This window comes from Rivularia sp. UHCC 0363 (assembly GCF_034931125.1).
Taxonomy (GTDB): domain Bacteria; phylum Cyanobacteriota; class Cyanobacteriia; order Cyanobacteriales; family Nostocaceae; genus Rivularia.
The window spans coordinates 122,809-143,235 of record NZ_JAYGHM010000003.1; the positions used below are offsets into that span (position 1 = coordinate 122,809).

At 38.6% G+C, this 20,427-nt stretch carries 25 protein-coding genes and 2 pseudogenes; 18 read left to right on the top strand and 9 right to left on the bottom strand.

Annotation, left to right across the window (positions count from 1 at the left end; translation table 11 throughout):
- The 3 genes from VB797_RS02815 to VB797_RS02825 form a co-directional block, all read left to right on the top strand.
- Positions 1-838 (top strand): hypothetical protein (locus VB797_RS02815; RefSeq protein ID WP_323236100.1); only part of this gene is annotated, 838 nt, incomplete at its 5' end.
- Positions 839-1,079: 241 nt separating this feature from the next.
- The gene (locus VB797_RS02820; protein WP_323236101.1) at positions 1,080-1,307 is read left to right on the top strand and encodes a type II toxin-antitoxin system prevent-host-death family antitoxin; all 228 of its coding nucleotides are present in this window, start codon (positions 1,080-1,082) and stop codon (positions 1,305-1,307) included.
- Between the two features lie 515 nt (positions 1,308-1,822).
- Positions 1,823-2,437, top strand: coding sequence for a Uma2 family endonuclease (locus tag VB797_RS02825; protein WP_323236102.1), 615 nt, complete (start codon positions 1,823-1,825; stop codon positions 2,435-2,437).
- Positions 2,438-2,507: 70 nt separating this feature from the next.
- Here the strand turns inward: VB797_RS02825 and VB797_RS02830 are convergent, their stop codons facing one another.
- Positions 2,508-2,777 carry a Txe/YoeB family addiction module toxin gene (locus VB797_RS02830; protein WP_323236103.1) on the bottom strand — a complete coding sequence of 90 codons (270 nt, stop codon included), beginning with the start codon at positions 2,775-2,777 and terminating at the stop codon, positions 2,508-2,510.
- Positions 2,770-3,024, bottom strand: coding sequence for a type II toxin-antitoxin system prevent-host-death family antitoxin (locus VB797_RS02835; RefSeq protein WP_323236104.1), 255 nt, complete (start codon positions 3,022-3,024; stop codon positions 2,770-2,772). The genes VB797_RS02830 and VB797_RS02835 overlap by 8 nt, the downstream gene beginning before the upstream one ends.
- Positions 3,025-3,159: 135 nt before the next feature.
- Between VB797_RS02835 and VB797_RS02840 the strand changes: the two genes are divergently transcribed.
- Together VB797_RS02840 and VB797_RS02845 are read left to right on the top strand one after the other, a co-directional pair.
- On the top strand, positions 3,160-3,576 hold the full coding sequence (locus VB797_RS02840) for a XisH family protein (RefSeq protein ID WP_323236105.1): 417 nt from the start codon (positions 3,160-3,162) through the stop codon (positions 3,574-3,576).
- Positions 3,564-3,899 (top strand): XisI protein, encoded by a 336-nt coding sequence (locus VB797_RS02845; protein ID WP_323236106.1) that lies wholly within the window; start codon positions 3,564-3,566, stop codon positions 3,897-3,899. The genes VB797_RS02840 and VB797_RS02845 overlap by 13 nt, the downstream gene beginning before the upstream one ends.
- Positions 3,900-4,193: 294 nt before the next feature.
- Here VB797_RS02845 and VB797_RS02850 read toward each other — a convergent pair whose 3' ends face one another.
- Both VB797_RS02850 and VB797_RS02855 read right to left on the bottom strand, forming a co-directional pair.
- Positions 4,194-4,451: a BrnA antitoxin family protein gene (locus VB797_RS02850; RefSeq protein ID WP_323236107.1), complete on the bottom strand. Its 258-nt coding sequence runs from the start codon at positions 4,449-4,451 to the stop codon at positions 4,194-4,196.
- On the bottom strand, positions 4,426-4,632 hold the full coding sequence (locus tag VB797_RS02855; RefSeq protein WP_323236192.1) for a BrnT family toxin: 207 nt from the start codon (positions 4,630-4,632) through the stop codon (positions 4,426-4,428). Before VB797_RS02855 ends, VB797_RS02850 begins: the two co-directional genes overlap by 26 nt.
- A 487-nt stretch (positions 4,633-5,119) precedes the next feature.
- Here VB797_RS02855 and VB797_RS02860 point away from each other — a divergent pair, with 487 nt between their 5' ends.
- The 5 genes from VB797_RS02860 (at position 5,120) to VB797_RS02880 (ending at position 6,717) form a co-directional block, all read left to right on the top strand.
- The gene (locus VB797_RS02860) at positions 5,120-5,428 is read left to right on the top strand and encodes a type II toxin-antitoxin system Phd/YefM family antitoxin (RefSeq protein ID WP_323236108.1); all 309 of its coding nucleotides are present in this window, start codon (positions 5,120-5,122) and stop codon (positions 5,426-5,428) included.
- On the top strand, positions 5,397-5,717 hold the full coding sequence (locus tag VB797_RS02865; RefSeq protein ID WP_323236109.1) for a Txe/YoeB family addiction module toxin: 321 nt from the start codon (positions 5,397-5,399) through the stop codon (positions 5,715-5,717). The genes VB797_RS02860 and VB797_RS02865 overlap by 32 nt, the downstream gene beginning before the upstream one ends.
- A gap of 44 nt (positions 5,718-5,761) precedes the next feature.
- Complete coding sequence (locus VB797_RS02870) at positions 5,762-6,010, top strand: type II toxin-antitoxin system HicA family toxin (protein WP_323236110.1); 249 nt, start codon at positions 5,762-5,764, stop codon at positions 6,008-6,010.
- On the top strand, positions 6,007-6,237 hold the full coding sequence (locus tag VB797_RS02875; protein ID WP_323236111.1) for a type II toxin-antitoxin system HicB family antitoxin: 231 nt from the start codon (positions 6,007-6,009) through the stop codon (positions 6,235-6,237). The genes VB797_RS02870 and VB797_RS02875 overlap by 4 nt, the downstream gene beginning before the upstream one ends.
- Before the next feature lie 204 nt (positions 6,238-6,441).
- Positions 6,442-6,717: a Txe/YoeB family addiction module toxin gene (locus tag VB797_RS02880; protein WP_323236113.1), complete on the top strand. Its 276-nt coding sequence runs from the start codon at positions 6,442-6,444 to the stop codon at positions 6,715-6,717.
- Positions 6,718-6,732: 15 nt separating this feature from the next.
- On the opposite strand, the gene VB797_RS02885 is transcribed toward VB797_RS02880, so the two are convergent.
- Together VB797_RS02885 and VB797_RS02890 are read right to left on the bottom strand one after the other, a co-directional pair.
- The gene (locus VB797_RS02885; RefSeq protein WP_323236114.1) at positions 6,733-8,193 is read right to left on the bottom strand and encodes a DUF4157 domain-containing protein; all 1,461 of its coding nucleotides are present in this window, start codon (positions 8,191-8,193) and stop codon (positions 6,733-6,735) included.
- A complete protein-coding gene (locus VB797_RS02890) occupies positions 8,183-8,443 on the bottom strand; it encodes a hypothetical protein (RefSeq protein WP_323236115.1) in 261 nt (86 codons plus the stop codon). The genes VB797_RS02885 and VB797_RS02890 overlap by 11 nt, the downstream gene beginning before the upstream one ends.
- 137 nt (positions 8,444-8,580) lie before the next feature.
- Here VB797_RS02890 and VB797_RS02895 point away from each other — a divergent pair, with 137 nt between their 5' ends.
- Together VB797_RS02895 and VB797_RS02900 are read left to right on the top strand one after the other, a co-directional pair.
- On the top strand, positions 8,581-9,789 hold the full coding sequence (locus VB797_RS02895; protein ID WP_323236116.1) for a DUF4255 domain-containing protein: 1,209 nt from the start codon (positions 8,581-8,583) through the stop codon (positions 9,787-9,789).
- Entirely contained in the window at positions 9,786-11,747 is a 1,962-nt protein-coding gene (locus VB797_RS02900; RefSeq protein WP_323236117.1) for an ATP-binding protein, read from the top strand. The genes VB797_RS02895 and VB797_RS02900 overlap by 4 nt, the downstream gene beginning before the upstream one ends.
- A gap of 115 nt (positions 11,748-11,862) precedes the next feature.
- Here the strand turns inward: VB797_RS02900 and VB797_RS02905 are convergent, their stop codons facing one another.
- Both VB797_RS02905 and xisF read right to left on the bottom strand, forming a co-directional pair.
- Entirely contained in the window at positions 11,863-12,417 is a 555-nt protein-coding gene (locus VB797_RS02905) for a thermonuclease family protein (RefSeq protein ID WP_323236118.1), read from the bottom strand.
- A 478-nt stretch (positions 12,418-12,895) separates the two neighbouring features.
- A complete protein-coding gene (gene xisF, locus VB797_RS02910) occupies positions 12,896-14,431 on the bottom strand; it encodes a fdxN element excision recombinase XisF (RefSeq protein ID WP_323236119.1) in 1,536 nt (511 codons plus the stop codon).
- Here xisF and VB797_RS02915 point away from each other — a divergent pair.
- Positions 14,430-14,915, top strand: a pseudogene (locus VB797_RS02915) (hydrogenase); the annotation flags it as partial. The gene xisF and the pseudogene VB797_RS02915 sit on opposite strands and share 2 nt — an antisense overlap.
- 385 nt (positions 14,916-15,300) lie before the next feature.
- On the opposite strand, the gene VB797_RS02920 reads toward VB797_RS02915, so the two are convergent.
- Entirely contained in the window at positions 15,301-16,683 is a 1,383-nt protein-coding gene (locus VB797_RS02920; RefSeq protein ID WP_323236120.1) for a site-specific integrase, read from the bottom strand.
- Positions 16,684-16,789: 106 nt separating this feature from the next.
- Here VB797_RS02920 and VB797_RS02925 point away from each other — a divergent pair.
- From VB797_RS02925 to VB797_RS34935, 5 genes and pseudogenes are all read left to right on the top strand, one after another.
- Positions 16,790-17,149 (top strand): annotated as a pseudogene (locus VB797_RS02925) (hydrogenase); the annotation flags it as partial.
- A gap of 504 nt (positions 17,150-17,653) precedes the next feature.
- A complete protein-coding gene (locus tag VB797_RS02930; RefSeq protein ID WP_323236121.1) occupies positions 17,654-18,628 on the top strand; it encodes a sodium-dependent bicarbonate transport family permease in 975 nt (324 codons plus the stop codon).
- Between the two features lie 12 nt (positions 18,629-18,640).
- On the top strand, positions 18,641-18,931 hold the full coding sequence (locus VB797_RS02935; protein WP_323236122.1) for a P-II family nitrogen regulator: 291 nt from the start codon (positions 18,641-18,643) through the stop codon (positions 18,929-18,931).
- A 92-nt stretch (positions 18,932-19,023) separates the two neighbouring features.
- The gene (locus tag VB797_RS02940) at positions 19,024-19,698 is read left to right on the top strand and encodes a carbonic anhydrase (RefSeq protein WP_323236123.1); all 675 of its coding nucleotides are present in this window, start codon (positions 19,024-19,026) and stop codon (positions 19,696-19,698) included.
- A 380-nt stretch (positions 19,699-20,078) separates the two neighbouring features.
- Positions 20,079-20,192 (top strand): ribbon-helix-helix protein, CopG family, encoded by a 114-nt coding sequence (locus tag VB797_RS34935; protein WP_416350834.1) that lies wholly within the window; start codon positions 20,079-20,081, stop codon positions 20,190-20,192.
- Positions 20,193-20,427: the final 235 nt, after the last annotated feature.

Consider the following 20,427-nt stretch of genomic DNA (forward strand, 5'->3'; position numbering starts at 1 on the left):
CAAGACATCTACTTCTGAATCGGAATTACATCAAAAGTTTAATAAGATTGATAAACCATTACACGAGCAATTAACAAATACACAGAATTTACCGACACAAATAGATAAATTAGATATTAGCAGCGTTCAAAATCCTAGCAGTGATGACAATCGCAATCAGCAAACCCAGAAACAGATTGCACAAAAAACTGTTACATACGACTTGCAAAAGCGAACCTTATTACCACAAGTAAATCGGCTTAAGACAGCAAAATCTGTAAAGCCAGATATACCATTAGATACGACGCAGTTAAACTTACAAAATCCATTGCAACAGCAAAGGAGTATTCATCAAGCAGAAAAAACTACTATAGTAGAAAAAGTCAAAGCACAAACAGAAAAATCATCGCCATCTCAATTTAACAATAATTCTCAATCGCAAACTCCAATTCCTTCTCAACAGCAATCTATCGAACCAAATTTACATCTACGCTCAAATCTAGTTAATGAGGAGCATCGCAATACTGAATTTGTCAAGAAATCTAAAATTCAAAGTAGCATTTCGAGGGTTACACCAAATTTAAGCGAGCAAGAATCTGTCATCCCTCCTGGGGAAGATATTGTAAGTTTATTACCATCACCAATAGTTAAAACTTCATCCCCAATTCATACCCAAACAGATTTTCGGCGACATCAAGCAGAATTTCAGCCTTCAGCTACTATTCAAGTTACCATTGGTCGTATCGAAGTGCGAGGAATTCAACCGGAGCAATCCCCGAAACCGCAAGGGAGAAAGTCTACACAAAAAAGTCCTGCTTTATCTTTGAGTGACTACTTGAAACAGCGTGATGGTAAATAGCGATTGTAGAAGTTAAATCACTATCTAAATAAATGTTGGGTTTCATTCTTCAACCCAACCTACGTACTACGTACTTTGTTGGGTTAAACGAATTGCAACCCAAATAACCCATACTAAGCGAATAATGGTTGATTTGTTTGGTTTCGGTTGTTTGGAGAATTGGGATAAGTTGTTGCGTTTGGGTCACTTCAACCCAACCTACAAGCTAAAATCGATGTATTAGTAATAAACAAATCAAACAATGGAAACAATTGAAATAGCGCAAGCTGTATTGGAAATTAATGAATTACTTGAAATAGTCGCCAAAGGTCAGGAAATTATTATTACCAAAAACCATGAGCCAATGGTTAAGTTAACTGCTGCAAAACCCCAAAATAAGCGTCTTCCTTTATTCGGAAGTGATCGGGATATTATCGCCATTAGTGATGATTTTGATGAACCCTTAGACGACTTCCAAGAATATATGTAATGAAATACTTGTTAGATACTCATGCTTTAATTTATTCACTAGCGAGCGAGACGCTCGCACTACGGAATATAAAACCCCGTCAAAACTAATGAAAAGGACTACTAGGTAAACCCTAAAGAAATTTGTTTTAACGGCATAACACCATTATCCCTTCAGTAGATGAAGGTGGTAGTCAAGCATTGCTGCAAGCAGATCGCACTACTAGATTTTTCTTTCGCAATCTCAATATTTTTCAGTTGGTAGGTTGGGTAGAGCGGTAGCGTTAACGAAGTGTGTCCGGAGGACATAACCCAACATTTGGGGGAAGGAACACCAAATTAAATAAATATCATTTATCGCTAAATCCACAGGAATGTTGGGTTGTGCCAAAGGCACACCTGCGGTGAACATTCTTCAACCCAACCTACGAGAGCGATCGCGCTATATTTCGCGCTTGTGTAACGTGTTTTGGGTTTGGGAAAGTACGCCTATGCTAAGCTTAAAGTGAGTCTTTAGATACGGGTTGAGAATTCCTTATGGTTCAGGCGCGGGTAGCAAGCCCGATGAGTTTTGAGTCTTTTCTGGAGTGGTATCCAGACGATGGCCGTCGGTATGAATTAATTGAGGGAGTTGTGGTTGAGATGTTACCGACTGGTCCCCATGAGGATATCGCTGGTTTTTTGGGTGCAGAGTTTAACTTTGAAATTCGGCGAAATAAGTTGCCTTATTCGATTCCACGTACTTGTTTAGTTAAGCCTCATGCAGAAGGATCGGGTTATATGCCTGATGTGGTTGTCCTAAATCGTGAGTTATTGAAGCAAGAGCTTCTCTGGCCAACGGCTTCGGTGATTCAGGATGGTAAAACGGCTGCATTGGTTGTGGAGGTGGTGAGTACTAACTGGCGGGATGATTATGGTCACAAGTTTGTGGAATATGAAGCGATGGGAATTGCTGAATATTGGCTGGTTGATTTTCGGGCGTTAGGTGCTGTGCGTCACATTGGCAAACCGAAGCAGCCGACGATTACGATCTGTCAGCTTGATGGCGAAGAGTATCAAATTAGACGCTTTATAGCGGGAGAAAAGTTGGTTTCTGGGGTATTTCCTGAGTTGGATTTGACCACAGATGCGGTATTTGCGGCAGGTGATTGAAGATCGGCACATGTGCATAACTAAATGTTGGCGATCGCACAAGACTCGTGAATAGCGTATAGTACATTTACTACGGCTGATAATGATAGCGACAAGAAATAATTGTGAAGTAATCATCATCTACAGCATAGACAAGACGATGGGTATGATCGATACGACGCAACCAGAACCCGGATAAATTTTCTTTCAAAGGTTCAGGTTTACCAATTCCCTCGGAATGTTGGTTTTCAGCAACTTTTATCAGTTTATTAATTCTTATAATGGTCTTTTTATCTTGACTTTGCCAATAAATGTAATCTTTCCAAGCTTCATCAGTCCAGGCTAATTTGCGATTACTCATCTATTAGGCTTTTCTCTACTACCTGCCCTTGTTTGTACTGGTTAATAGAGCGTTCTAAATGAGCTGCATTTGCCGGAGACTTTAATAAATAAACAGTTTCAAGCAAGCTATTAAAATACTCAAGAGACATAACTACAGCGTCGTCGGCATCTCGCCTAGTTATTATAGTGTAGTCTGCGTCATTTACGACTTGATCTAATATGGCTTTGAGTTTGTTTCTTGCTTCGCTAAAGGTAACAATTCTCATTGGTTAAACTTGTCTGCTTACTTGTACAAGTATAGCATGGTGAGATGTGTTAATTAGTGGTAAATGATAAAACACGATCTCACCAGTGGAATTTTAATTGTTCTATTATTGTAAGTAAACCAGATAAAGATAACGATGGCAGCTAAAGATAGATTTCATGCTGTGGTTAAAATAGCTTTAGAAAAGGAGCAGTGGAAGATAACCGACGATCCGTTGCGACTAGAAGTTGGCGGAACTAAGTTTGAAATTGATTTAGGTGCGGAGCAACTGTTAGCAGCAGAGCGAGGTAACGAAAAAATTGCAGTTGAGATTAAAACTTTCTTGAGTGATTCACCACTGACGGATTACCATGCTGCATTAGGACAGTTTTTGAATTATCGTCTGGCTTTAGAAATTAGTGATTCAACACGTATTTTATATTTAGCGCTGCCTGTGAGTGCTTATTCCACTTTTTTTAAGCGAGAATTTGCACAAATATCATTAGAAAGATATCAGATTAAACTAATCATTTACGATCCGATTCAAGAGGTAATTGTGCAATGGATACCATAGAGTTTTATCGGAATGCAATTCAATCGCTGTTGACGGCTTATGCTGCTATCCCAATAGCCAATGGTGTGATTGATTGCTACACGGTTTTTGATCCAAAACAAGACCATTACCAGGTAATGAATGTGGGATGGGATGGTCTCAGACGAGTCTATGGTTGTGTTTTACATTTAGATATCAAGGAAGGAAAGATTTGGATTGAGCAAAATATGACGGAAATGAGAGTTGCTCAAGAACTTGTGGATTTAGGGGTTGCGAAGGGAGATATTGTACTGGGGTTTCAAGCTCCACAAATGCGTGAATATACAGATTATGGAGTTGCTTAATTGAATCGGAGTTTGGCGATCGCCTACTCGTATTTTGATTATTTCTCTTAATTGGTAGGTTGGGTAGAGCGGTAGCGTTTACGTATGCGGAGCGTGTCCATAGGACATAACCCAACATCTGGGGGAAGGAACATCAAATTAAATAAATATCATAATATTGCTAAATCCGCAGGGATGTTGGGTTGTGCCAAAGCCACACCTGCGGTGAACATTCTTTAACCCAATCTACGTACTGCGGACTATAAGAATGTTGCATTTAATGCTTTAACTCAACCTACGAGATGACTTATCAGTTCACTCCATTTTCTTTTGCTGATGATTGACATAGGAACGAAGAACGGTGTTCATTAAGGATTGATAGCCTTTACCTTGATTTTTAAACCAGTCTAGTACGTCATCATCTATACGGATAGAAATGGCTTGTTTGGTGATTGGTTTCACCATTTTGGCGTTTTCCCAGAAGTTATCATCTAATTCGGGAATATCAGAGGTATCAATAGCAGCAGAAGGGATATTTTGTAATTCTTTAAGTCGTTTCTCTGAGATACTCATAGTATTGTTTTTTTTCTTTTGGAGTAGATTTTCGGGCAGAAATTAGGCGAATTTTGCCAAGTCTATCTGTATGGGCAACAGTTACGATGACAACGCCTGCTATTGCACCAATACTGATTTCTCTAATTTCACCATAGTCTAATCGATCGTCAATCGCAGTAAAAACAATTCCGTTGAAAATTTCTTGGGCAACTTCCTAGCTAATACCGTGTTTTTGCTTATTTTGTCGATTTTTATTCTCATCCCATTCAAATTCCATTGTGTATACACAAAATGTATATACTTTATGATAGCATAGCGAAAGTTGAACTTTTCCTTCAATTCACAGTTCGCAAAGGGGTTTGATTTTCTGGGGTATTGGTTTTCACCGTAACGGTTGTCTATCACCATGAAAACGGTGTAACGCATGGTGGTTATGGTTTATCGGTTTTACGTTTCGAGGTGCGGCGGATGAACTTCACATTGAGGCATAGGTTGTTGGTGGCGATCGCGCTGTGAGTGCTTATTCCACTTTTGAAAAGCGCGGAATTTGCACAAATCTCATTGGTACAATTTGGGTTTGGTTTGTTGGGTTATGTCCTGCGGACACGCTTTGCTAACGTGCTTCAACCTAACCTACGTGCTAAAATTACCTTATAATATATGTACATAAACCTGTACATAAACTGATGTTTTCTTACGAAATCACATCTCCCACGGATGCTAGAAACAACTTGTTCAAGTTATTGGATTTAGTTACACAAAATAATCAGGTATACATTATTAATCGTCGCGACGGTGAGAATGTAGCAATGATTGCGGAATCGGATTTGAGAAGTTTGGTTGAGACGGTTTATTTGTTAAGAACCCCTGCAAATGCAAGTCGCTTGCTGGATGCAATACAGGAATCAAAGACTGGAAAAATCAAACCTCAAACCATTGAAGAGCTTCATATTGAGTTGGGGATTGAGCAAAAAGAAAAAGAAGAAGAAGGTTGAATCTGAAGAAATAAAGCCAGTTGTGGTAAATCGCAGTCTCGGTTTTAGTTCTAGGTTTAAGGAAGATTTGGCTTGGTGGTTCAAGCACGATTTTAAAGTCGCGTCGAAAATCTTTGATTTAGTTAGCGCTGTAATGGGAAATCCATTTGACGGAATTGGTAAACCAGAACCATTAAAGTATATGGATGAAAATATTTGGTCGCGACGCATTGATTTGGAACATCGGCTTGTTTATCGGGTTGGAAATACTCAGATTGATTTTTTGGCTTGTCGGTATCATTATGAGTGATGGTTTAATCCAACATCTGGGGGAAGGAACATCGAATTAAATAAATGCCTAAGAAAGTAAGAGAATTGAAAGCAATGGTGGCGAAACTTGGGTATATCCTTCAACCAGGACGAGGTAAAGGAAGCCATACATTTTGGAAACATCCCTTGCTACCTGAACAACCGCTAACTATTCCTGGGAAAGATGGTGATGATGCACCGCTATATTTAGAAAGAGGCATTCAACGGGTGCTGAAAAAGCTCGAAGAACTGAAAAAACTAGAAAACGAAGAAAAGCAGGAGGGTGAAGAATGAGCTATCACTACAGCATGGTGATTCAATGGTCACAAGAAGATCAACTTTTCTTGGTTCACTTGCCCGAGTTTCCCTGGCAACAATTTCATACTCATGGTAGAACTTATGAGGAAGCTGCCAAAAATGGTCAGGAAGTAATCGAGGCTTTTGTTGAAATGCTTACTGAAGAGAATAAACCATTGCCAGAACCCAGAATACTGCCTACAAAGCCGTTGCAAGTTGCCTAGTTGAGGATTGTGTAAACCCTAAAGGAATTTGTTTTAGCGGCATAACACCATTATCCCTATATTATGAAATCCGCAGGGATGTTGGGTTGTGCCAAAGGCACACCTGCGGTGAACATTCTTTTACCCAACCAACGTACTACGTACTCGTATTTTGATAATTTCCCTTAATTGGTAGGTTGGGTAGAGCAGTAGCGTTAACGAAGTGTGTCCGGAGGACATAACCCAACATTTGGGGGAAGGAAGATCAAATTAAATAAATATCATAATATTGCCAAATCCGCAGGAATGTTGGGTTTCGTACCTCAACCCAACCTACATACTGTAATGGCAAATCCATTTGACGGAATTGGTAAACCAGAATCATTAAAGTATATGGATGAAAATATTTGGTCGCGACGCATTAATTTGGAACATCGGCTTGTTTATCGGGTTGGAAATGCTCAGATTGATTTTTTGGCTTGTCGGTATTATTATCAGTGATGCTTTGATAAAGCATCATTTTTTACTCACGTTTACATAGTATTCGCTAATTAAGTTTCGTTCAATTTTCACTTTCTCATTAGGGAAAATCTCATCCATAACATATCGAAGTTCTTTAAGGAGAGTAGCGTTCAATGGATATTCTTTTGTAGCATCAGACATAAGGTCCTCCCATGTTTTATCTTTATGTTTTCCTAAATTTGAACTATTGTAATGTGTACGTATCGTCTCAAAGTCATTATGCTCGTTTTCGTTTAGCAGAATATTGTGATACTCCAGGATTACTTGATTTACAGTAGTGCCTTCCCCGCCAAACTGTGCACCTAGTGCTTCTTGTTGCTCAGCATGTCCCATTTCATGTTGAAGTGCCCTATTTGAAACGCCTTCACAAATTACCGCAAGTTTAAAAGGTGAAATAAAAGCTCCCCCTCCTTGCATATCGAGAACCATCTCGTAAGCAGTTACCGACTTATAGTATTGTAGTGCGTCATCATCGTGTTTAACTCCTGGCATGGATACATCTAAAAGTGTCATGCCTAAGATGTTTTTAGGTACATTGTAAAGACTATCTTGCGGATACGTACTAAACTTGTCGATAACTTTAGCTCCAGCTTTAGGTAACTCGATAATGGACACCTCGTTAAGCATTAGCGTCTTTTTATATTTTTCAATAGTTTCATTATTGAGTTTGCGTTGTACTAAACTCTCTTGAGTTTGTGCAACATCTTGGGAACTGATTTGAGTTTGCAGTTGAGATGCCTGCATTACATTAGGCCTTGCTGCTTTTATCTGCATTGCTTTAGCCCCCATCACATCTGCCTCTTTTTCTAGTTGTGCATTCTCATTCACATTCACTTTGCCCTTCATCTGCATCGTAGGCTTTACCCTTCCTTGCTTTTGCTGAACGACATGCCAAGCTTCATGAGACAGATGTTTTTCTTGTCCTTGCCCTAAGTGAATCTCCGTCCCTTGCGTATAAGCTAAAGCCTTTAATTGAGCAGGTTTATCAGAGTTGTAATGAACCCTTACATCATCCATAGAATAACCAGAAAGGTTTTCGATTCCTGATTTCAAGTTATCAGGTAAGCCGGTATTATTTTCCCTTACATCTGGCTCAGGACTTGTTTTTTTCTCAGTGTGTTGCTGTTGTTGAGCAAGATAATTATCAGCAATCTGTAACTGAGACGCTTGTTGGGCTTGAGGGCTATTATTCGCCACCTTTTGCAGTTTTCTTTGAACTGTGGCTTGATCTCGATTTTCTGCACCAATCATCAACTTCCTCTGCACCACAGGTAATCCACCCCCATGCACCGGCACATTCACAAAACTACGATTCAAACCAAACTCCCCGATAACCGGGGATTCAACCTCCTTTCCCGGCACCTCACGCACCGCAGCACGCTGTAACCAACCATTACTCAGATTGGTATCACTCCGGGACTGTTGCTGATGTTGATTTAATCCCTTACCCTTCATTTACCAATCCTCCGTAAATAGATTGGGCAATTGACCTACCCATTTGTTCTGGCTTTATGCCCTTAGTTACATTCACAGTAGCAGGTATGCTAGAAATCGCACCGCCATTTTGTAAGTGTTGCGGAAGACCTTTTTCTGTCAGCAAGCGGAATAATTCTGCTGATACGGCTGCTTGTAAACGGGGACGCTGACTGCGAGGCACGTCAACTCCTTCTAGAATTATCTGCTCTATGTTTAATTTTAGAACCATAATTTTTGTAACAATTTTATCTCTATTTGTAAATCTTCCTGTTGTGGTCAGAAGATGGAAAAGAACTCTTGTATCTTAAAATAATTAGTAAAGCATGATAAATAAAGTCTACAAATTTTATCTAATTTGAATATGATATGAGTAATTCACTGGCGATCGCCGCTGTCACTACAACGTTACGTAATATAATTGCCAGAGGTATTGGCGATGAACTTGGTAGTGGTAGCGTAACTACACGTCCTCCGGATAAAGCTAGGGAAAATGGTGAGGGTAGCAATCAAATTAATGTTTTTCTTTACCAAACTTTGCCCAATAGTGCTTTACGCAATCAAGATATCCCCAATCGGGTTAAACCTGGGGAAACGGGTAAATTACCACTAGCGTTAAATCTCTACTACCTAATTACTGCTTACGGACAAGATTATGATGATATTTTAAGTCATCGTCTTTTAGGAACGGCTATGCGAGTGCTTCACGATCGCGCTATCTTAAAACCAGAAGATATTAAAGCTGCATTAGCCCAAAGTAATTTACATCAACAAATAGAACGCATCCGCATTACTCCTCAATCTTTATCCTTGGATGATGTATCTAAATTGTGGACGACGTTTCAAACTCAATACCGTATTTCCGCTGCCTATGAAGTTTCTGTAATATTAATTGATAGTAGCCTACCTGTTAAAGCACCGCTACCAGTTTTAACTCGTGGTTCCGATGATATTGGTGTGATTGCACAAGCGGATTTAATTCCACCTTTCCCTACTTTGGAGACATTACAATTACCACAGCAATTTAGCGTTCGTTTGGGTGAGGTGCTTTCTTTGCAGGGACATGATCTAAATAGCGATGATGGTAACGTGTTGGTTTTATTGAAACACAAAAGTTTAGATATAAATATTGAGTTAGAACTACAGCAACAAACCTCAGCCAAGGAAATAAATATTCAGATACCTGACGAACGAGCTAATTTACCATCTGGATTTTACACGGTTGCCGTAAAACTTCAACGGGAAGGTAAAGAACAAACAACCAATGCTTTACCCTTTTCTCTCGCACCTAAAATTGAGCAAATTGCTACTAGCAATCAAACCTTAACTATCAATTTTAATCCGCAACTTTGGCAAGATCAAGAAATTAGTTTATTTTTAGGCGATCGCCAACTGTTACCGATTGAAGAACAAACCGGAACGAGAGTCAAGACAAATACAATAAATTTTAATGCCGAAAAAATTCCTCCTGGGGAATACTTTGTTCGTTTGCGTGTTGATGGAGTGGATAGCTTATTGGTGGATAATTCCGTCAAACCTCCTGTATTCGATTCCAGCCAAAAGGTGACGCTGCCATGAGCAAGGGTAATTACTGGTTAGCAAGTAATGAAAAATACTTGGAATTAGCGTTGGAGTGGCTGCACCTGCGCTTACAAAGAATGACTGACAAGGAAATCCAAGATACTGACATAGAGCAAGCATATGTAGCAATGGAACAAGTTGCAGCGATTGAACCATTCCCTGCTTTGGTGTCATTAAGTCAGCGGTTTGGACTTTCTCCCTTTGAAAAAGGGGTTTTACTATTGTGTGTGGGGATGGAACTGGATACGAGGATTGCCCTTTTATGTGCAAAGGCTCAAGAAGATAGTCAAAGTCCTTATCCTACCTTTGCTTTGGCACTTTCTCTATTTGACGAACCGGCTTGGGATGTCGTTTCACCAGAGCGTCCTCTGCGTTATTGGCGATTAATTGAAATAAATCGGGTAGGATATCAACCTTTAATTAGTAGTGCCATAAGAGCAGATGAACGGATCGTCAACTATATCAAGGGTTTAAATTATTTGGATGACCGACTGGCAACTTTAGTAATGCCGGTGGAAAATCCTATAGGTATATTACCACCATCTCAGGAAACCATTGTCGAAAAAATTATTCACCATCTCAAACAAGCAAATTCTGCAACACATTTACCGATAATTGAGTTATTAGGTAGCGATAGCTCTAGCAAAGAACTAATTGCCAGTCATACTGCTGCGGCTTTTGGTTTACAACTTTATTGCTTACCATCTGGATTACTACCAACACCAGCAGTAGAATTAGAAACTTTCCTGCGATTATGGCAGAGGGAAAGCATACTGATGCCAGTTGCGATTTACCTTGATGCTAAGGAAGGGGAAAATTCTGCAACTAAGGCATCTTCTTCACCACTCAATCGTTTTTTATCGCGCTACCATAACTTGTTGTTTCTCGATACTTACGAACCACCGCAGTTAAGTAGAGCGAGCGTGAGTTTTGATATTACTAAACCCACAGCCCCAGAACAACAAATTGCTTGGACAGAAATTCTTGATACTTCTGGATTACCAGAAAGCCCTTCCCTTTTAGCTTCGCAGTTTAGTCTTAACCTCTCAACCATTGAGCGGAATGCTCAAATAGCATTTAATGAAAATGTCACAGATAAAGCTGAATTACATACTTGTCTTTGGAACGCTTGTTTAATTAGCACTCGTCCGCAATTGGATAATCTAGCTCAACGTATTGATACCAAAGCCACTTGGAATGATATTGTATTGCCATCAGAAGAAATGGGCTTACTGAGTCAAATTGCCGACCAAGTTAAACAGCGTCGTCAAGTTTATGAAAACTGGGGATTTCAACGACGGATGAATCGGGGAATGGGAATCAGTGCCATGTTTGCTGGAGAGAGCGGTACGGGGAAGACGATGGCAGCAGAAGTAATTGCGAATAGTTTGCAGTTAAATCTTTACCGTATAGACTTGTCAGCAGTGGTAAGTAAATATATTGGTGAAACTGAGAAAAACCTGCGAAAGTTGTTTGATGCCGCTGAAGATGGTGGTGCTATCTTATTCTTCGATGAAGCCGATGCTCTATTTGGTAAACGCAGTGAAGTGAAAGATAGTCACGATCGCTATGCCAATATTGAGATAAATTATCTATTACAAAGGATAGAATCCTATCGGGGATTGGCAATTTTGGCAACGAATATGAAAAGTTCTTTGGATACGGCTTTTCTACGACGACTGCGGTTTATGATTAACTTTCCCTTCCCTGGTAAATTAGAACGCAAGTTAATGTGGGAGAAAGTTTTTCCAGAACAAACACCAACAGAATCATTAGATTTTGAACGTTTGGGAAGATTGAATTTGACGGGTGGTAGCATTCATAATGTTGCGATTAATGCAGCTTTTTTGGCAGTTCGGGAAGGTACGGGAGTGACGATGCAATCCGTATTAGCCGCTGCACGGACAGAGTTTCGTAAGTTAGAGCGACCGATTAATGAGGCGGATTTTGCATAAAAATCCTTGGCATTTACTATGAATAAACCCCGCTAATATATTTTCTCTATCAATATAATTTTTTATTTTTTCTGCTGCTCTTTTTTCCTTTTACCCATAAATCTATTAACAGTTTTCATTTGCCGTTCTTCCGATAATCATAATTCCCCGACCACACCCCAACTTTTTTTGATTGTGCGATCGCCTCTGCATTTTCAATAGCTATCTTATTCGGGCAGCTATTTGAATACTTCTTATAATGGTACGCAAAACCTGCTCGTACCATCTCTTCATTGAGAAACTTCTCGCTTCCGTCGTCCTGGGAAGTGAAGATTTCAGCGACCGTTCGACCGTATCTATTTTGTTCGATTTGAGAAACCATAACTTTATTACCAGCTTCTTGGATTAATGTTCTAAGATGAACGGTGGCATTATTCCCCAAAGGCTGTGATTTTTCCGGTGCATCAATACAAGCAAGCCTAATTTTTACCTTTTCTCCTGCTGTCTGCCATACAGTTATCGTATCCCCATCGCTTACCGACAATACAGTCCAACTGTCTGTTGGTGGTGAAACTTTAATGTTATCTACTGTCTGCCCTTGTTGTCTGCCGGACAAAAGTAATATAAGAAATATACCGCCGACTCCAATAAAAATAGCCATATTTATAAAGTTTTTAGTAAGTTTTTTCATTTCTATTAACTCCTATTTTTTTAAATAGTCAATTTATCTACAGCAAAATAATAAAATGCTACTAATTTTATAATCTACAAGAAGTAGTATTACTAATTGTCTGCAAGTATATAGTTAATTCACCTCAGTGTAAGCCTGTATTTTTACTAATCGACAAACCACAAAATTAATTTTCGGTTTTAAACAATGATTTTATTAAGTTCAGTTTTTGGTATTGCAGTTTCTCCATTAACTGTATCTGCTATTCCTTATCAGTCCAATACTGTATACAAGGCAACAGACCGAAGAAATGAGGTAGTAGTATTTAGCTCTACTCTTGGGTAAAAATATTCCAGTAGTTCGCTATTAACAGAAAATTTCACGCTCAAAGTTAATCTAATATTTAATTGAGAGCGCCGTTATTATGCAAATAGAAACCGATCGAGAATTTTGGACAAGACAACTCGAAGAATGGCGCAAACTTGTGCGTCAAAGGAAATTAAAGGAACTCAATTCCCAAAACAACTCGCCTGTCAACCACGATGCGACGAACAAACCTGTTTAGTATCCGCTTCTTATCATCTGCTGTTCTAGTCTCCCAAAATTCGCGATCGCAAAACATTTGGGATAATTCTTCTCTTACTAATATGCTCCGTGTTGTGACATTTTCGTGCAAACTTAAAATGCTCGCTATTTGTTCGCGAATACCGTCTTTAGCTTTTTCAACAAAGGGATTGACGGGTAATTTTTCTAATCCCGCTAAAGTCTCTCGCAGTTCTTTAACTTCTACGGGTTCTTCGCGTTTCTCTCGATCCAGATTTACCATCCCAGCTAACCTAGTAGCTTCTAATACTAGTAAATCTGCAACTTGTTCGTCGAGATAATCGCTGCGAATCATTTCTTTGCGATCGCAACGTCCCAAGGAAAAATAAGTACATTGGTAGTAATGGATTAACTTTCCTCCTCTCTGGAGTTGTCCGGATGTTCGAGTTAATGCTCCTCCACAGTTAGAGCATTTTAATAAATTGGCGAAAGGGTTTACTCTTTTACTACCAACCCAGCGATTATTGGCATTAGACCGAATAATCCTTTTAACTTGTTCGTGTTGCTCGCGGCTAATAATTCCTTCATGGGTATCCCAGTTACAATCCCATTTATCGAAATGGTTTAATTGCTTTCCCGATGGACTTTTGGTTGTGACATTAAAAGGAGTTCCCCCAGCGTTAACTGGGTTGACTAAAAAGTTCTTTAATCCGGATGGAGACCATTGCAGGCTTCCCCAAGGATATCGTTTGTAAGTATTCTTCTTATTTGACGAAAAATCAGCGTCGTCTAAATTTTCTCTATCAATTACTTGTTTGCCAGTTGTCTTGCGACTTCGGGCTTCCACTTTGCTCTTCGTCCCGAACATTTTATTGAGAGTGTCGCAGGTTCTACGGACGCTACCACATTCGTTAAATACTTCAAAGGCAAATAAGGCTAATTCCCAAACTCGAAAACATCGTTGCTCCTCCAATAAACAAATACACCAACTTTCATCTAACACATAGCGATCGCTAACAACTTTCCATCCTAAAGGTGCGAATCTGTGACTTTTTCGCTGTGTCATTCGGTGCTTGCGTTCCGCACTAACGCGACTGGATAACATTTTAATTTCAAACTTAGATGCTGCAAGCAAAATATCAACCGTTAATTCTCCACCCAAACTTTCGGTATCGATAGTTTGATCGAGAGCTAACAATTTTATACTTTTACTCCGCAATACCTCCATTAAGGCGTAAAATAATTTTGACGAACTACCGATGCGGTCAATTCTTGTTACAACCAACTCACTAACTAGACCTTTTGAAGATGCTTTCAAATCATCAATCAGTTGTTGCAAACCCTCGCGGACTTCGGTAGTACGACTTTGGATATCCCAATAAAAACGCGCACATCCGCCATTTTTACCTCTTTCTAATTGCTTTTTAAGCGCATTTCGGTCTTCCTGCTGCTCAATGCTAGATACTCGACCGTAAAACCATTTTTCATTCATGGCATTTTATTTTTTGTTCTATAGAGAATATACCATGTCATTTCTAAACGCCGAAGAACCAACAGCGGTTGATTTAGTTACTGATTTTGGTGTTAACCTCCTCTGGCATCCGAGTTTGGGCTTAGAATTGGGGATAGATTTGCAGACGATGCTGTGGGAATGTCTTTTAGGTAAAAAACCCCTCGACATTCTAGTTTTTGAAGGTTCTGTAATTCAAGCTCCCAACGGAACCGGAGAATGGAATCGTTTTGCAGACCGTCCCATGAAAGATTGGTTGAGCGACCTGGCTCAGGTTGCCAATTTTGTGGTAGCGGTGGGAGACTGCGCTTGCTGGGGAGGAATTCCCGCAATGGCACCAAATCCCACAGATTCAACGGGATTGCAATTTCTTAAACGAGAAGAAGGCGGATTTTTGGGTAAAGATTTTCGGTCAAAATCAGGTTTACCCGTGATAAATATTCCCGGATGCCCAGCCTATACAGATACATCTTCTGGAATTACTTCTATCCAAGCATTTAATATTGTTTTTAAATCATAATTTATTAAATATTGCTTATTTCAAACTAACGTTATATTAGTAAATCAGTTGAAAAACGCTGCATTAGATATATAAATTAAATGACTTAAATTTTGCTTAATTCAATGTATTGAACAATAAAGCTAAAAACAGTTTATATTATGCTTAGTTAGAAGGGAAAAACATTTTAATACATATTTGATGATTGTATATACGTACTAATAAATGTGAATGTTTTTTTGTTACTTTATATAAAAATAGAATAAATTTACTTGAATTATTTTCACTTATAGAATGTCAAAATTTAAAGGTTTTACCCTAAGGTTATTAACTTAATTCAATTAAATACTATTTAATGACTACAGCGTAGTTTATATACTTCTAATTCCAATTCAGCTATACGTTTCTTCAGTTGAGTATTTTCGTCTTTTAATTTTTCGTTTTCATTTTTTTCTTCAAATGCTTGATTGAAAGCTTTTCTTCTATTTTCTAACCCAAACCAGCGTTGATATACTTTAGTATGCATCTCAACTGTATGTCCTAGATTGTCAGCAGCAGCTTTAACAGGAATTCCTTGTAAGTGAGCGCGAATAGCGCAAGCATGACGTAAATCATAAGGTTTAAAGCCAAAAGAGTATCGAATAAAGCAATGACTAACATTACTAACTTTACTCTCTAAGCTTTTATAGTCTTCTACTTCTGAGACGTATTTTTTTATAAATTCAATATTTTCTTTGTTATGTAAATCAAAAAGCTCAATCCATTCAGGTACAAACGGAAACACTTCCCTGTATCCAGTTTTGTTTGATTCATGAACTTTAAAAGTATTGTGCTTGTTTTCTGGTGATATCAACCAATCTAAATCAGGTTGATTAAAAATTTCTCTAGGTCGTAAACCGTATATAGCGAGTAGCGCGTAAATCAATTTAACGCGCTTATGGCATTCAACCGCTTGTCTTTTAGTAGATGCATCCCGCTTAATAAAGTGACAAAACGTGTTGAAAATATGCACAACGTCATTGTCTGTAGGAATATTTCTTTCTTGCTTTTCTATCCTAATCTTTAAAAAATTTAAATCAATATCAATGCCTAGCTCTTTTACTATGAAGTTCGCACACTCTATACACATTTTTCTTTGAGAAGGTGTATTAGATTTTTGAATCTTATCAACTAGACTAGACTTTGATATTACATCATCTGACAGAAAAAACAGCTTATATCTTTTCTTTAAGCCTGAGAATGTATTTTGACTTTTTATTGTTTTTTTGCGAGTTTGAAAATATCTTTTTTCCAAATCATCGTAAAATTCACTGAAAGTAATATTGTTCTTTGTTTGAGACTGTTTACCTAAATACTTGTCAGTCCATATAAAAGTTTGACGAGCAATTAACTTTCCCAATTCATGAGCTTCTTCTTCTGCGGTTTTTAGCCCGTCAAAGTTAGCTGGTATCCCTAAAGATATTGTGTACTGTTTTGTCGGCTTTCCTTGCTTGTGAGTATCACCGGGTTTGAGTGGGAGTGTAGAGATTAGCTGTATTATCCCCCCTGTAGCTTTTAAACTGACTTTGGTTTTACTAGATTTCAATCTCTGATTAACTTTGACGAGTTCTTCGTTGAATTTCACGTCGTAATGTTCCTTTGTTCTATCTGCTATATTCTTACGCCCCTTATAGGAACCATCAGAAGTGCTAGGAACCTCAAAATCGCTGAAAACCCGATCTTGTATATAATCCATTTTTCTTAAATTTGACTTAAAAAAGAAAATGTTCTACTTGAACTAAAACGACTTAAAGTAAGTTCAGTGTAAACATTTTAGTCATGTCAATGACTTAAGTCAATCTGGTTTCCCAGCCCATCCCGATTGGATAACGCAAATTTTGGTGGCGATCGCAACTGGTAGAATCGGCGATATTGTTCTTGATGATTTGCATCGTCCCCAAACTTTCTTCAATACGTTTACGCAAACTGGTTGTACTCGCAATATTCACTTTGCTTACAAAGCATCCACCACAGAATTTGGTCAGCGTAAAGGATGCCTATTTTATGATATTGGGTGTCGCGGCCCGATGACTCATTCTTCCTGCAACCGCATTTTGTGGAATCGCGTTTCATCAAAAACCCGCGCTGGTGTACCTTGTCTAGGCTGCACCGAACCAGAATTTCCCTTTTACGATCTCAAACCGGGAACTGTATTTAAAACTCATGATTTCTGTATGATGTGGTTCTCAAAGTGAATTGCGAAGACTACTGACTTTTTGACGCGACATTTTGGGAATCAATGAACTGCGATCGCTCTTACCTTTTGTGGAGATTGAGGTGGATTCGTCAGGGGATAAAACATTCTGTAGCGATGTTTTTAGGTTATTTGTTAACTGACATTTTTCTGTTTGCTGCGAACTACTTGAAAATTGCCAAATGTAAATAATGTGTGCTTCTCAAAGGAATTGTCAAAATATTCTCTTGACAATTGATTTAATTAGTGAGAAGAAATTTGCCGATTTTTTCTGAAGCAGTATCAAAGTTAATCTCGTCTCTGGAACAGGGTTTGCGGCTACCGTCACAGAATTGACACATGATTGACACACAAACTTCAACATTTAGAAATATATTCGCTTTCAAGGATTAACAATTAGTAATAAATTGTTACAGTAAACACCGTAACGCTAATTGTTGTCCGAGTTTAAGCTTGCAAATATCGGGGATAAATGAACTCAAGCCTAATTTTGTCAAATATCTTAAATCCGCCAGTACTATTCTTTTTTCTAGGAATGCTGGCGATTTTGTTAAAATCCGATCTGGAAATTCCGCAGCCGTTACCAAAACTTTTTTCTCTGTACCTGCTACTCGCTATTGGTTTCAAAGGTGGGTACGAGCTACAACAAAGCGGTGTCAATCCGCAAATTGCGTTAACTATACTAGCAGCAGTGCTGATGGCTTGCGTCGTTCCCATTTATTCATTCTTTATCTTGAGAACAAAACTTGACACCTATAATGCAGCCGCGATCGCAGCAACCTATGGTTCCATAAGTGCCGTTACTTTTATCACCGCACAGTCTTTTCTCAAACTTTTAAGTATTCCCTCTGGTGGACACATGGTAGCGGCTTTAGCATTAATGGAATCCCCGGCAATTGTTGTGGGGATTGTGTTAGTAAGGGTATTCGCTGAAAAAAAAGGGGAAGAAAAGTTTTCTTGGAATGAAGTTTTGCGAGAAGCGTTTCTGAACGGCTCTGTATTTCTACTTATTGGTAGTGTAATTATTGGGATTCTTACGGGGGAAAAAGGATGGCAAAAATTGTCACCATTTACTCAAGATATTTTTTATGGAGTTTTAGCATTCTTTCTGTTAGATATGGGAATGGTAGCAGCTAGAAGAATTAAAGATTTGAGTAAAACTGGCTCTTTCCTAATTTCATTCTCCGTGTTTATGCCTGTAGCAAACGCAATTGTGGGGATAATTATTGCCAAACTAATTGGTATGACTCCAGGAAATGCGCTGTTATTTGCAGTTCTTAGCGCTAGTGCTTCTTACATAGCAGTTCCCGCAGCTATGAGAATGTCAGTTCCTGAAGCTAATCCTAGTTTATATGTTTCTATGGCGTTGGCGTTAACTTTTCCTTTCAACATTATCATAGGAATTCCTTTATACATGAACATCATCAAAGCTATAGGTATTTCATAGGTATTTAAATTAATGGAACCAGTAAAACGCATTGAAATTATTACCAATTCTTTAGAAATTCCCCTAGTTCTAGAAATTCTCGACAAAATTGGATCTGGCTACACAATTATCAAAGAAGTTACAGGAAAAGGAGATAGAGGTAGGGTGATTGATGATTTAGAAACTCAAGCATTTACAAATGGTTATGTATTAAGTATTTGCACCTTAGAACAACATTATGATTTAGTAGCAAAAATTAAACCTGTATTAAAAAAATATGGAGGTGTATGTATTGTTTCTGATGCGGAATGGATTGCTCACTAATAATTTGACGTTGGAGTTTGCTGTAGCTTAGATTGGTGACAATTTACTATATTTGAACCTAAAAATATATTTTGGTAAGAGGAATCAAAAGCGTGCCAATCAAACGTATAATTGCAGGTTTAAGCGAATTTCATGACAACTATTTTGTTGCACACCGCGAACTATTCGAGCAGTTATCTCACGGTCAAAGTCCTGGTGTGATGTTCATCACTTGTTCTGACTCGCGGATTGACCCATGTTTAATTACCCAAACTCAACCAGGAGAATTATTTGTAGTCCGGAATGTTGGTAATATTATTCCAGCTTATGGAAGCATGATGAATAGTGAAAGTGCAGCGATTGAATACGCTATTCAGGCTTTGGATATAAAAGATATTATTGTTTGCGGTCATTCACATTGCGGAGCTATGAAAGGACTATTGCAAATAGGTAGTCTTTCTCAACAAATGCCTTTAGTTTATGACTGGTTAAAGCATTATGCAGAACCTACCCGTCGTCTCGTTATGGATAATTATCAAAATTGTTCTGGTGAGCAACTTTTGAAAATTGCCATTCAGCAAAACGTGATCACGCAATTAAAAAATTTGGAAACTTATCCAGCGATTCGCTCTCGAATTCATGGTGGTGATTTGACTATTCATGCTTGGATTTACGAAATAGAAACAGGAGAAGTTTTTATTTATGAGCCAAATAGTCAAGAATTTAAACTTATAGAACAAAATACCGCTAATATAAACGATACTCTTGTCGGTTTACACGTAGATTAATTTTACTTAATACTGCATAATTCGTTAATTGACAGTTGATAAAACTGGGTTATTCTCAGGAATGGCCGCAATTGTCATAAGACCGAGGGAACGGTGCGTGACACATAAACCATTATATTGCGTTAGAAATCAAGCGAAGTGTCACAGCACCCTACGACCAAAATATGCCAGTTGCGGCCATTCCTAATTCTATCGCTTAGACACCAATTGTAGTGGCTATGCAACATATCGACCTATCTCGACATTTGTTTATTTTGACCTGTATTAGGTCTTAGCTTATAGACATAATTTGTTAACACTGTCTCGACCTGCAATGTTATCTTAATACAACATTAGTACATTATTAGTAGATTGTATATATGTCTAGAAAAAAAGGGTCGATGGTTTACTTGTCAGACGAGGATAAAGCTAAGTTAGAAGCTATTGCAGCAAGCTGGGGAGTATCACAGTCTTCAGCCATACAAAGGTTGATTAGGGAGCATAAAATAAAATAGAAATACCACGGTGGTTAAAACGCAAAATGCGCCACGGGGAGTATCCCCGTGGACACTTTTGCCACTCGTGTCGCTTATATCTCAGGGCTGAAGCCACTGAGTTTTACGGATACCGCGTATTCCTATAAGTAGGACTTACGTTAGCGGAGCGTGACGCGGTAGCGTCATTATTGTCACAATCTATCAATGGTGCGTGACGCTACAAGTCTTATAACCACGTACAAAATTTATTAAA